Annotated in this window: 10 protein-coding genes and 1 CRISPR repeat array; of the genes, 7 read left to right on the top strand and 3 right to left on the bottom strand. The window is 70.2% G+C overall.

The features are described from left to right. Positions 1-7 precede the first annotated feature (7 nt). Positions 8-835 carry a GNAT family N-acyltransferase gene (locus ABTZ91_RS24445; protein WP_352079356.1) on the bottom strand — a complete coding sequence of 276 codons (828 nt, stop codon included), beginning with the start codon at positions 833-835 and terminating at the stop codon, positions 8-10. A gap of 150 nt (positions 836-985) precedes the next feature. Next, positions 986-2,233, bottom strand: coding sequence for an extracellular solute-binding protein (locus tag ABTZ91_RS24440; RefSeq protein ID WP_352079355.1), 1,248 nt, complete (start codon positions 2,231-2,233; stop codon positions 986-988). Positions 2,234-2,448: 215 nt separating this feature from the next. Between ABTZ91_RS24440 and ABTZ91_RS24435 the strand changes: the two genes are divergently transcribed. Further along, entirely contained in the window at positions 2,449-2,664 is a 216-nt protein-coding gene (locus ABTZ91_RS24435) for a dodecin (RefSeq protein WP_345484109.1), read from the top strand. 160 nt (positions 2,665-2,824) lie between these two features. Here the strand turns inward: ABTZ91_RS24435 and ABTZ91_RS24430 are convergent, their stop codons facing one another. Further along, positions 2,825-3,313, bottom strand: a complete 489-nt coding sequence (locus tag ABTZ91_RS24430) for a hypothetical protein (protein WP_352079354.1) — start codon at positions 3,311-3,313, stop codon at positions 2,825-2,827. A 245-nt stretch (positions 3,314-3,558) separates the two neighbouring features. After that, positions 3,559-3,953: direct repeats of the CRISPR family, unit length 29 nt; unit sequence CGACCCACCTCCGCCTGCGCGGAGAACAC. Positions 3,954-4,179: 226 nt separating this feature from the next. Between ABTZ91_RS24430 and ABTZ91_RS24425 the strand changes: the two genes are divergently transcribed. The 6 genes from ABTZ91_RS24425 to cas6e all read left to right on the top strand — a co-directional run bounded on the left by ABTZ91_RS24425 (position 4,180) and on the right by cas6e (position 12,428). Continuing rightward, positions 4,180-7,047, top strand: a complete 2,868-nt coding sequence (locus ABTZ91_RS24425) for a CRISPR-associated endonuclease Cas3'' (protein WP_352079353.1) — start codon at positions 4,180-4,182, stop codon at positions 7,045-7,047. 221 nt (positions 7,048-7,268) lie between these two features. Then, on the top strand, positions 7,269-8,903 hold the full coding sequence (gene casA, locus ABTZ91_RS24420; protein ID WP_352079352.1) for a type I-E CRISPR-associated protein Cse1/CasA: 1,635 nt from the start codon (positions 7,269-7,271) through the stop codon (positions 8,901-8,903). Next, the gene (gene casB / locus ABTZ91_RS24415) at positions 8,900-9,628 is read left to right on the top strand and encodes a type I-E CRISPR-associated protein Cse2/CasB (RefSeq protein ID WP_352079351.1); all 729 of its coding nucleotides are present in this window, start codon (positions 8,900-8,902) and stop codon (positions 9,626-9,628) included. The genes casA and casB overlap by 4 nt, the downstream gene beginning before the upstream one ends. 69 nt (positions 9,629-9,697) lie before the next feature. After that, complete coding sequence (cas7e, locus tag ABTZ91_RS24410) at positions 9,698-10,876, top strand: type I-E CRISPR-associated protein Cas7/Cse4/CasC (protein ID WP_352079350.1); 1,179 nt, start codon at positions 9,698-9,700, stop codon at positions 10,874-10,876. Further along, positions 10,873-11,754, top strand: coding sequence for a type I-E CRISPR-associated protein Cas5/CasD (gene cas5e / locus ABTZ91_RS24405; RefSeq protein WP_352079349.1), 882 nt, complete (start codon positions 10,873-10,875; stop codon positions 11,752-11,754). Before cas7e ends, cas5e begins: the two co-directional genes overlap by 4 nt. Then, a complete protein-coding gene (gene cas6e / locus ABTZ91_RS24400) occupies positions 11,751-12,428 on the top strand; it encodes a type I-E CRISPR-associated protein Cas6/Cse3/CasE (RefSeq protein WP_352079348.1) in 678 nt (225 codons plus the stop codon). The genes cas5e and cas6e overlap by 4 nt, the downstream gene beginning before the upstream one ends. The last annotated feature ends 40 nt before the right edge of the window (positions 12,429-12,468 follow it).

The raw sequence follows: 12,468 nt of genomic DNA, 5'->3' as shown, positions 1-12,468 counted from the left end.
CGGACGCTCACCGGGCCGGGGCGAGCGAGAGGAAGTGCCGCAGATAGCGGGGGTTGGTGCGGCGCAGCGACAGCAGCACGTAGAGGTCGGCGACGCCGAAGTCGGGGTCGTGGGCGGGGGCGCCGCAGACCCACGCGCCGAGCCGCAGGTAGCCGCGCAGGAGCGGGGGCAGTTCGACCCGGCCCTCGGCGGGCGCGGCGGTGGCGCCGGGCGTCCACAGCCGGTGCGGGGTGACCCAGTACTCCTCGGGGGCCAGGTGCTTGGTCCTGACCGCGTCCCAGGTGGCGGCGGCGAGGGTGCCGCCGTCGGCGAGCGGGACGGAGCAGCAGCCGGCGAGCCAGTCGTGGCCGGTGCGGGTCATGTAGCGGGCGAGGCCGGCCCAGACGAGGGCGATGACGGCGCCGTTGCGGTGGGCGGGGTGGACGCAGGAGCGGCCGACCTCCACGAGGTCGTGGCGGATCGGGGCGAGCCGGGCGAGGTCGAACTCGCTCTCGGAGTAGAGCCGCCCCGCCACCGCGGCCCGCTCGGGCGGCAGCACCCGGTAGGTGCCGACGACCTCGCCGGTGTCCTCCCGCCGTACGAGGAGGTGGTCGCAGTAGGCGTCGAAGGCGTCGCTGTCGAGGCCGGGTTCGGGCCCGTCGAGGCGGGCGCCCATCTCGCCGGCGAAGACGAGGTGGCGCAGCCGCTGCGCGGCCCGGACGTCCTCCTGGTCGCGCGCGAGACCGACGACGTAGCGGGGCTGCGGCTCCTCCCCGGCGCGCTGCCGGGGCGGTACGGGGGCAAGGGGCCGGCCCGCCGGTTCGGCGACGGGCTGGGCGAGGGGTACGGCGGCCATGTCGGGATCCTCCGGCGGTACGGAAAGACGGCAGGGAGCCGGGCCGTGCGAGCGGTGGCCCGACTCCTCGTTTCTTCCGTGGGTGACTGGATTCGACGTGACCGGCCGTGGACCGGTTGGTGTGGAGGCGCTGAATGGTGTGGGGCGCGCCTACTCGGCGAGGGTGTCCGTGATCCGCTGGGAGGCCTTCTGGGCGGCCCGCTTCGGGTCCTCGCCGGTGAGGACCGCGGTCATGTACGGCTTGATGGGGTTGTCGGCCTCGACGTCGGCCCACTGGGGCGAGTTGGGGGTGGCCCGGCCGCGGGCGGCTCCCACGGCCATGGTGGCGGTGGCCTCCTGGCCGGCGACGACCGAGGCGAGGGAGGTCTTGTTGGGTACGTAGTTCATCGCACGGGCGAGTTCGCTCTGCCACTTCTCGCCGGCGAGCGCCTTGACGACCTCCATCGCGACGGCGCGCTCGGGCGCGTTCTCCGGGATGATGAGGTCGGAGCCGCCGGTGAACACGGCACAGGGCTGCCCGGCCTTCTTGCCGGGGATGGGGAAGAAGCCGAGCTTGTCCTTGAGGGCGGGGTTGGCCTTGGTGATCACGGGGATGGCGCTGGGTGTGGCGATGATCTGGGCGACGTCGCCCCTGGCGAAGACCTCGGCCTGCGGAGGGTTCTGCTCGTCGGCGTCCTTGGGGCCCTTGCCGAGGGCCTGGAGGTCCTTGTAGAAGGCCATGCCGCGCAGGGCGGCGGGGCTGTCGAGCGCGCCGGCCCACAGGCCGCCCTTGTCGACGGCGAGTTCGCCGCCCTCGTCCCAGATGAAGCCGGAGAGGGTGTACCAGTCCTGGCCGGCGAGGTAGATGCCCTGGGTGCCGTTCCGGTTGAGCTTCTCGGTGTCGTCGAGCCACTGGGCCCGGGTGGCGGGCGGCTTGACGCCGGCGTCGGCGAAGAGGTCCTTGTTGTAGATGACGATGCGGTTGGCGGCGTACCAGGGGATGCCGTACTGGGCGCCGCCGATGCTGCCGGGCTCGGCGAGGCCGGGGAGCCATTCGGCGCTGCCGAGGTCGCGGACCGACTCCAGGGTGAGGTCGTAGAGCTTGTCGGTGTCGGCGTACTGGGCGACCTGGGTGTTGCCGACCTCGATGACGTCGGGGCCGCCGGGGCCGTTGATGGCGTCGGTGACCTTCTTCCCGATGCCGGTCCAGTCGTGGATGGTGACCTCCAGCTCGACGCCGTCGTGCTCGGCCTCGAAGGACTCGGTGAACCGCTGGAGGAAGTCCTCGCTCACGCTGTCGCGCATCAGCCAGAGGTTGACCGTGCGGGTGGTGTCTCCCCCTCCGGGGAGGAGGCCGCACCCGGAGAGGAGGAGGGCGGAGACGACTGCCAGCGGACAGGCCAGACGGCGGTTCTTCACGTGAGGTCACCTTCTGCGGGGAGGGTTGCCGACCCGACGTGTGGGGGGACCTGACGGGAGGTTCGCGCGGGTATGGGCCGGATTCTGGTCTGGACCAATGCGGCAGGTCAAGTCCTCGGCCGTACCCCGCCGGGCGGGCGACGTGTCGCGGTCCTCGCCGGAGTGGGGCACGGTGGAGGGAACCCACCGAGGGCACCGAGAGGAGTCCGGCTCCCATGTCGAACCACACCTACCGCGTCACCGAGATCGTCGGCACGTCCACCGAGGGCGTCGACCAGGCCATCCGCAACGGGATCCAGCGGGCCTCGCAGACCCTGCGGGGGCTCGACTGGTTCGAGGTCACCCAGGTGCGCGGGCACCTGGTGGACGGGGCGATCGAGCACTACCAGGTGGGGCTGAAGGTCGGCTTCCGCCTGGAGGACGGCGACTGATCCCGGATATCGGATCCACCCGCGGATGCAGCTCATCCGATATCGGATGTCGGATACCGGATATCGGATCCAATAATCCAGGCGGCTGCCGGACATCGGATAGTGCATCCAGGCATCCAGATCCGCTGCCGGACATCGGATATCGGATCCGATCGACCGCTCAGGTGCGTCCCTCCCGCTCCTGCGCCTCCTTCAGCGCCTCCGACGGCACCGCCCACCGCGCCCGCACCACGGTGAAGCCCGCCGCCTCGGCGGCGTCGCAGACCAGCTCGTCGTCGTCGACCAGCACACGCACCTCGCGGTCGCGGCCGAGCCGGCGCAGCAGCTCCAGCTTGGTCTGCCGGGCCGGCCGGAAGTCGCGGTCCCGCCGCATGTGCACCGGCCCCTCCGGGAGACCGTGCTCGGCGAGCCAGTCGAGCGTGTCACGGCGACAGCGTTCGGGCCGCCCCGTCAGGTAGACGATGTCGCACTCCTCGGCGGCCCCCAGGCACAGCTCGACACCCTCCGGGAGCGGCGGGTCCTCAGGCGCGGCGGCGAAGAAGCGGTCCCAGTCGCGTGGGCGCCGTTCCAGGAAGTGCTGGCGGTGGGCGGTGGACGCGAGGGTGTTGTCGAGGTCGAAGACGGCCACGGGCCTGCGGTGTCGGGTCACTCCCCCAGCGTAGGCAGCGGGGCGGCGTGGGCAGCGCGGGTGGCGCGGGTGGCGCGGGTGGCGCGGGAATCCCCGGCGGTCCGCGGTGTTGAAACCTGCGTGAGCGGACTGTGCGCCTGACCCGGCAGGCGGAGGCGCTCGGCTACTCCACTTGATCGGAATGCACGTGCGCCATCTCGGCTCGCGCATTGGGAACCGCCCGAACTCCGCGCGGTACCCCGCGGACCCTCGTCCCGTTGAGGGACGGACCTACCTCCACTTGCGCGAAGAACACCTGCTCCCCACGGGTGCCGGGAAGACCGTGGTCGACCCACCTCCGCCTGCGCGGAGAACACCCCCGGAGCCGGTCCGCGCGGACCTTGACCGGCGACCCACCTCCGCCTGCGCGGAGAACACTCGGAACTCAGGTCTGCGACCGTGACCACGGCCGACCCACCTCCGCCTGCGCGGAGAACACGCCCGGTGGGCCGACCCGCGCGCCGCCGCGTTCGACCCGCCTCCGCCTGCGCGGAGAACACTTTGCCATCGTCCGGGCGTAGTCCGCCTGCACCGACCCACCTCCGCCTGCGCGGAGAACACGGCCGTGTCCTTCGGCATCGCCGAGCGCATTCCGACCCACCTCCGCCTGCGCGGAGAACACCCTTCCTGAGCAGGCACTCTGCTAGAGCTTTGCCATTTCTTGACGGTGCCTTTCACCCGAGAGGAACGCCAGCACGTCTACTTCCCCAAGCCTGGCCACAACAGCGAAGCCTACGGGACATCAGCCGCAGCAGTACGACGCCAATGCCGGGCCCCAGAGACGCACGCACGCCACGAGAACCTTGCCGGTCGGTGTGATGTCAGTGCCGCCTGCTATCCGTAGGGCCATGACAGAACCCGATGACGCCGGTGTGTGCGCCGCCGAACCCGACAGCCGTCTGTGGGGGAAGGAACGCGGCTTGGAGCGCCCTTACCCGGTCATCTGCCATCTGCTGGACACGGCAGCCATATTCGGTGTGCTGTGGGATGTGGTGCTGAGCTCCCGGAGCCGGGCGCGTATCGCGGGTGCCGTGCAACTGGGCGAGTCGGAGGTACGGCAGGTTCTCTCGTTCTGGGCGGGTCTGCATGACCTCGGGAAGATCACGCCGCCCTTTCAGGCTCAGGTGCCTGCGGCTTTCGCGGCCGTGCGGAAGGAGCCGGCGTACTTCGCCGTTCCGGGTGCCGAGCGCGAGACCTCCTTCCGGCATGAAGTTGCGACGCATTGGGCGGTGACCTCGCTCCTCGCCGAGATCGGTTATCCGGGTGACCTCAACCGGATGCGGCGGGCGGTGAGCCATCAGGTGGCCCAGTTGCTCGGCGGTCATCACGGCGTGTTCGGGCAGCCGTTGCTGCAGCGGAAGCTGAGCGCCGCGAGCGTCCATGTGCCGGGGCTCGGCGAGCAAGGCTGGGCCGACCAGCGCCGTCAGCATTTCAGCGAACTGCGGCGGGTGGTGGGCGCGAGCGCCCTACCGAAAGACGGGCTGCCGGCTGAGCTCGCCGTTGTCGTTGCCGGTCTGATCGTGGTGGCGGATTGGCTGGCGAGCCAGACCGACTGGATCAAGCCGCTTCTGCCGGCGGTGGGATGGAAAGCGACGCCGCGAGCACTGGACGAACACTGGGCGAGGGCGTCGCACGCAGCGCCCGGCGTGGTCAGGGCCGCACAGTTGGGTCGGACGGATTTCGCCCTCCAACAGTTCGAAGGGATGTTTCCGTTCCTCCCCAACCCCCTGCAACGGGATTTGGTGCAACACCTTCCCCGGCTGGTGGCGGAGCGCGGTTCGGGTCTGTTGTTGGTCACGGCTCCCACCGGTGATGGAAAGACCGAGGCCGCCTTGTACGCGGCTGCGGTGCTCGGCCGGACGGCGGGGGCGCGCGGGCTGTACTTCGCGTTGCCTACGATGGCGACGGCGGACGGCATGTTTCCTCGGGTGGCCGCTTTTGCCGACCAGGCCTTGTACGGCGAGCGTGCGCTGACGCTTCTGCATTCCATGGCCTGGCTCAGTCCCGCGTACAACGGCCCTTCCAGCCAGGCTGCCACGGCGGTCGGTGATGATGCGGTGGTCGCGGAGCGGGCCACGGCGACCGCTGCCGGAACCTGGCTGCGTGGGCCCAAGCGCGGCCTCCTCGCGCCGCTGGGGGCGGGGACGATCGATCAGGTGCTGGCCGGTGTACTTCCACTGCGGTACAACGTGCTGCGTCTGCTGGGTGTGTCGGACAAAGTGCTGGTGATCGACGAGGCCCACGCGTACGGGCCCTGGATGCACAGCTTGATGACCCGGTTGCTCGAGTGGCTCGGTGCGTTCGGCGCTCCGGTGGTGCTGCTTTCGGCTACCTTGACGGGCTCCACCGCGGCCTCGCTGGTGAACGCCTACCGGCGAGGAGCCGGCTTCCTTGAAGCGGCGGAGGTAAGGCCGTGCTACCCCGGCTGGCTCTTCACGGACGCGTCGAGCGGCCGGGTGTCCACGCCTCGCGCGACGCAGACCGAACGGGCACGGACCGTGGAGGTCGAGGTCCACGGTGTGGGCTGGGACAGTCTGGACGCTCCTGGATCGGCAGTCCGCAAGGGGGGAAGGCGGGAACGGCTGCGGGCGCAGTTGCGGCCGGTGGCCGACGCGGGCGGGACCGCCCTCGTGTGCTGTACGACCGTCGCCGAAGCCCAGGCGACCTACCGGGACTTGTGTACGGCGTTTCCCGAGCTGGCCCGCGAGGAGGGCGGGCTGCGGCTTCTCCACTCCCGTTACCAGGCTCGGGAGCGCCGGCGGATCAGCAGGGACTGTGAGCGGTCGTACGGCAAACCTGTCGGGGGCGAGGAGAGCCGGGTACGTGCGGGTTCGATCCTGGTGGCAACTCAAGTGGTCGAGCAGTCACTGGATTTCGACTTCGACCTCGTTATCAGTGATCTCGCTCCTCTCGCCCAGTTGTTGCAGCGGGTGGGCCGTGGCCGGCGGCACCGGCGAGGGCCGGCCGGACGACCTTCCTGGGCGCAGTCGGAGGAGCGTCCCAAGTTGGTGGTCCTGGAGCCGGTGGACAGCGGAGGCCACACGAAGGTTCCACCGACCTGGGGCACGGTCTACGACCACGGGCTGCTCGTTCGCACCGCGGAGTTGCTGCGCCGGGAACAAAAGGACGGGATCGCGGTCCCCGGCGATGTGCAGCGACTGGTCGACGCCGTGTACGCGGCCGACTTCGTCGACGGTGTGGACGCGGCGGTGAAACAGGAACTGGCACGGATGGATCTGGAGCGCGCCGCGAAGGAGATGGCAGAGTCGCACCTGGCGCGGATGACGACGATCTGCGCGCCGCACGATGTCGAAGGCGATCTCGGCAGGCTCAGCGAACTCCAGGACGGCGTTGCCGAGGAGCTGTTGACGACCCGGCTGGGAGCGGACACCGGACGCGTACTGCTGCTGTACACCCAGTCCGGCGGCGAGCTGACGCTCGACGAGGAAGGCACGCTGAGCCTGTCCACCCTGACGCGCGGATCGACACCCACGCGCGAGGAGCTGGGCTTGATCATGTCGCAGGTCGCTCCCGTTCCGGGGTCGTGGCTGCGCGAGGACGAAGGCCTGCCCCACCCCGCCGGCTGGGAGAAGCAGCCGCTCCTTCGCGGGCTCGTTCTGGTGGCCGTGAACCGCGAGCCGGACAGTACGAGCTGGCGCGGCCGCCACGGAAACCGGTCAATTTCCGTCTCATCAGTAGGACTTGAGATCACCTGAAGACAGCTACCGTCAAGTGCTTTTCCTGTAGCCGCAGGCTTGGTGAGATTCATCCAGCACGACACGCATCGCCCGATGACCGAAGGAAGTCGGCTCCTGTCGGACGGCACGCCCGCTCGCGCGGGCAGGGGGTGTATTGCCCCCGTCGCCCCAGTAGCGGCAGGCGAGTCACCTCCGTCTGCACGAAGACCCCATCGCATTGTGACTCCTGAGAGGCATTGATGCCCACACGTTCACACAGCACGGCGGAAGAACCCTTCTTCCCCGTCATCTGGGCACCGCACGCGCGAAGCACCAACTCCGAGCCTCTTCCCGAGATGGTCGGCTTTCGCGAACTGCTGCTGCGCAGCCACGACATCACGGCCCTCGCGGTCGCCGCACCGCCCGCGCACTCGGCACTGCTTCGCATCCTGTACGCCTTGACGGCACGGGTCACCCGGCTCGACGAGAGCGGCCCCGGTGACTGGGGCGAGCGCCGCATGGACGTGGTCGAGGCGGGACAGCTGCCCGCTGAGGCGATCGAGGAGTACTTCGCCGTGTGGGGGCATCGCTTCTTCGTCTTCGACACCGAGGGGGGACGGCCCTGGATGCAGGATCCGCGCCTGGCACAGCAGTGCGACGCCGGCAACACCGCGGGCGTGAACAAGCTGATCGTGACCCGGCCCGCAGGCAACAACCACTCCTGGTTCACCCACGTCAGCGCACTGTCCCCCACTCCCCCGACGGTGTCGGAGGCCGTTCTCAATCTGCTGGTCTGGCACTTCTACGGGCCCTCCGGCAGGTGCTCGGCCCGCGAAGTGGGGGGTGTGAAGACCGCCAGTGCCACCGCCGGTCCGCTGCGTACCGCGCTGTCCTACCACCCCGAGGGCGAAACGCTCTTCCAGACCCTCCTGGCAGGGCTCACCCCGCCGGAGGCCACGGTCCGCCGTGACGTCGACCTGTGCCCGTGGGAGTGGGAGGAACTGCCCGACCCCGAGACCCCTCCCACCGACAGAACCGGACCGCTGGCGCTGCTCACCGCCTGCTCCTCCCACGCTCTGCTGCTCGTGGCGGACGAGGAGCGGCCGGACACGGTGGCGGACGCATTCATCACGTGGGCGTACCGCGGCGAGCGCATCCCCCGGGACGACGCCTACCTGATCTGGCAGGTCAGCCAACAGGGCAACCGCTACCCCCGGCCCGCCGACTCCGGGCGGGCACTGTGGCGTGACGTGGACGCCCTGCTGCTGTACGAGGCGGGCGGACCGGCACAACCCCGACGGCCGAAGGTGTTCAACACCGCCTTCGAGGTCGCGGAGACGCTGCGGGTGAGGGCGCTGGGGTTCGAGCAGGAGGGCCAGGCCAAGGACCGGCAGTTCGTCGAGGGATCCACCCCTCCCCTGCTGGGCTTCGTGGAGGAACACGCTCCGCGCACCGAAGCCGCGGTCGGCAGGCTGCGCCGGCTCGGTGAGCTGTACGGCCGCAGGCTGGACCGTGCGGTGCGCAAGGCCTGGGCCCTCTACGTGAACGACCCCAAGGCAGAACATGCCACCTGGTCCGCCGAGGCCGGCGCCCGCTACTGGCCACAGGCCGAGACGGAGTTCTGGTCGCGCTACCGCCGGCTCGACCGTTCCTCAGCCTCGCTCGACGCGGGCCTGGACCGAAAGGCGACGCGCAAGGCCTTCCTCGCCTTGGCAGAGCGCAGCTACGACACGGTCACCGCACCCCTCACGTCCCACCTGCGCGGTGCCAGAGCCGTAGCCGAGGCCCGTATCGAGCTGTACGGGGGTCGACGCACCGCCAAGGACGCAGGAAGCGGCAGCGCAGCCCTTCCCCGCCTCGAGCCCACCGGATCGGATGAGGGAGTTTCCGTATGACCACCGAGTCACCAGGAGCCGTTGTCGGCTCTCGTCGAGAGCATCTGCACAAGTACATCGCCGGGATCACGGACGCATGTCGTGACCCCGGCACCCGAAGCGCGCTTCGCGCAGGTCTGCGCCGGAACCTCGACCACGTGCGCCCGATGCACCGCATCGTGGCCCCCTGGCTTCCCAGCCGACGCCACGTGCCCGAGACGGAGGAACGCGCCTTCTACCTGATCGCGTCGATGATCGCCGACCGGCCGCGGCACACGTTCGCGACCGACGACGAACCCTCTGAGGCCGCTGAGGCCGCCGAGGAACCAGCCCCCGCCCGCTCAGCGGCAGATGACACCGGCCCGGTCTCGGCGCGTGGGGGCAAGAGCACGCAGTCCGAGTGCTGGGGCCGAAGCCTGGGCCACTGCCTCGCGCAGGCAGTCGTCCGAAGCCCCGGCCGTGAACGCGAGATGCGGGCCTCCACCGCCGAAGCCCGGCTGCACCTGCTGACACGGCAGAGCGCCGCTGGACTGCACCGCCACCTGCCGGCCACCGTGCGCTACCTGAGGCAGACCGGCATCGATGTCGACTGGGTCCGGCTGATGGACGACCTGATCGCCTGGCCGGTGTTCTCAGGACGCATCAGTCGCCGCTGGCTCCAGGACTACTACCGGGAGACCCACAGAAGCCGCGATGCCCAGAGTGACCAGGAGGACCGGAACGACCTCCTGGACAGTGCCCCGTAACCGCCTCTCGCCGAGGTGTCCCACGGCCCGCCCTCCACTGCACGCCACCACCACAGAATGCGACCGACCATGACATCGAGCACCGCCCGCTTCATCGACGTCCACGTCCTTCACCCCGTCCCGTTCTCGAACCTGAACCGGGACGACGCCAACGCCGTCAAGACCGTGCAGTACGGAGGCACGCTGCGCACGCGGGTCAGCAGCCAGTGTTGGAAGCGCGCGGCACGCGAGGAGTTCCAGACGCATATCGGGCAGGCCGCCCTGCGCACCCGGCGCATCGGTGAGCGGGTCGCGCGCGAACTGCAGGAGCGGGGATGGCCGGCCGACCTGGCGCTGCGGGCCGGCGGTCACGTCGCAGCGGGCAGCAGCATCAAGTTCGAACTGGCCAAGGACAAGGAAAAGCAGATCATCCCCAACCAGGTCCTGACCAACGCCATGGTCTACGTCCCCGAAACGGCCGTCGGTGAACTCTGCGACCTCGCCGAGGAGTTTCTTCCGCAGCTGGAGGCAGCCAAGGACATCAGGAAGCCCGCGGACAAAAGTGTGGTGCCCAAGGACCGCATCGATACGGTCCTGCGCTCCCGCAACGGGGTGATCAACCTGTTCGGCCGCATGCTCGCCGAGGTCGACGAAGCCGGCGTCGACGGCGCCGTCCAGGTCGCCCACGCCCTGACCACCCACACCACCGACGTCGAGGTGGACTACTTCAGCGCGGTCGACGACATCACCGCGGCCTGGAAGGACAGCACCGGCAGCGGCCACATGGGGCACGCCGAGTACAGTGCCGGCACCTTCTACCGGTTCGCCACCGTCGACCTGCGTGACCTGTCGGCGAACATCGGCAACGAGCCGGATGCGCTGCGCGAGCTCACGGGCGCCTTCCTGTCCGCCTTCATCGAATCGGTGCCGCGCGCCAAGAAGAACTCCACCGCGCCGCACACCCTGCCCAGCCTGATCCACATCTCCGTGCGGGCCGACCGTCCGGTCTCCTATGCGGGAGCCTTCGAGAAGCCGGTCCGCGCCACCGAAACCAGTGGTCTGGCCGAACCCTCCGCCGACCAGCTCAGCGCCTACGCCCAGGCTGCCAACGCCATGCTGGGCAGCGGGCGGATCCTCACCTCCGGGTTCTTCAGCGTCGACTCCAAGGACCTGTCCGGCTTCGGCATCCGCTACGGCTCTCTCGACGAGCTTCTGGAGGCTGTCCTCGCCACCGCACTCAGCCCTGCCCCCGCCGGAACCAGCGCATGAGCGGCCCCGCCCTGCCCCTGCCGCTGCCCGAGTCCGGCCTGCTTTTGCGGCTGGCGGCTCCCTTGCAGTCCTGGGGTGAGCACAGCCACTTCACCGACCGCGACACCGCGGCCTTCCCCACCCGCTCGGGAGTCATCGGACTGCTGGCCGCCGCCCTCGGCCGCCGCCGTGGCGAATCCATCGCCGACCTTGCCCGCCTGTCGCTGACCGTACGGGCCGACCGGCCCGGCGTCCGCCTGCGCGACCTGCACACCGTCGGCGGCGGCCTGCCCGCCAAAGCCACCGTCACCACTGCCGAAGGCAAGAAGCGCAGCGGCGAGACCGCCACACTCCTCAGCCACCGCCACTACCTCGCCGATGCCGCCTTCACCATCGCTCTGACCACGCCCCGCATCCCGGACACGACAGAAGCGGAACACGCCGACGCCCACGACCTGCTCGCGCGCTGTGAGAGCGCCCTGCGTTTTCCGCAGTGGCCGCTCTACCTCGGCCGCCGCTCCTGCCCGCCGGAAGGCCCGCTCCTTCTGGCCCGCACCGACGACGCACTGCACCACTTGGTACGCCTTCCCCTGGCCGCGAGCACTCCCGCGCCCTCCGGCATCGAATTCATCTCCGACCGGCCACTGCACACCCTTCCCGTCCCCGACAACCTGGTCACCGCCGACGCGCGCGACGGCGTCCACCCCTCGGGCCAGGCGACGGACGAACCCCTCACCTTCCACACCACACGCCGCGCCTACCGGGCCCGCCCCCTCTACCGCCGCTCCGTGCACCTGCCGGCCGAGCAGTACGCGGGCTTGGGCACGAAGCACCTCGACGCCCTGACCACCTACCTGACCCGCCACCTGCCGGAAACCGAGGAAGGACACCGCCCGTGACGGTCTGGCTCACCCGTATCGCCCCCGACCCGCGCTCGGCCCAGGCCCGCAGCGACACCACCGGCACGCGCCTGGGCCTCGCGCTCCACCACCGCCTCATGGCCCTCTTCCCGCCGGCGGCCGGACCTGACCCGCGGGCCCGGTTCAACGTACTCTTCCGCACCGAGGACACCCCCCACGGACTGCACCTGCTGATGCAGAGCACCCACCTGCCCGACCTCTCCCGGCTCCCCGAGAACTACGGAACCGGCCTCTCGCGCCCCCTCGACGCACTCCTGGACGCCCTGCGTCCCGGCCTCACCATCCGATACCGCTGCATCGCCAACGCCGTCCGCCGCCCCGGGCACACCACGCGCGCCCACTACAACCTCCCCGCCGTCGTCCCCCTCCACGGCGCCGCGGCCGACACCTGGTGGGAACGCCAGGCGCAAGCCGCCGGCCTCACACCCCACACCATCGAATCCACCTCCCTCGACGCCGCCGGCGGACGCCACGGCGAACGCGGCGCAACCGCTACCCGCGCCCTCGTCCGCCACGCCCGGACCCGCTTCGACGGCACCGCGACCATTCAGGACCCGGACTCGCTCCGCACGAAGATCATCGAAGGCATCGGACGTGGCAAGGCCTACGGCTGCGGCCTCCTCACCATCGCCCCGGCACGAGGTCCCCAATGACCGGTCTCGACCCAGCACCGAACGCCGCCCGCTCTCACGG

Origin of the sequence: Streptomyces sp. NPDC126499, from assembly GCF_040302485.1 — a bacterium.
Taxonomy (GTDB): domain Bacteria; phylum Actinomycetota; class Actinomycetes; order Streptomycetales; family Streptomycetaceae; genus Streptomyces.
Note: the sequence above shows the minus strand (reverse complement) of the source record. Positions and strands in the feature narration are given on the sequence as shown.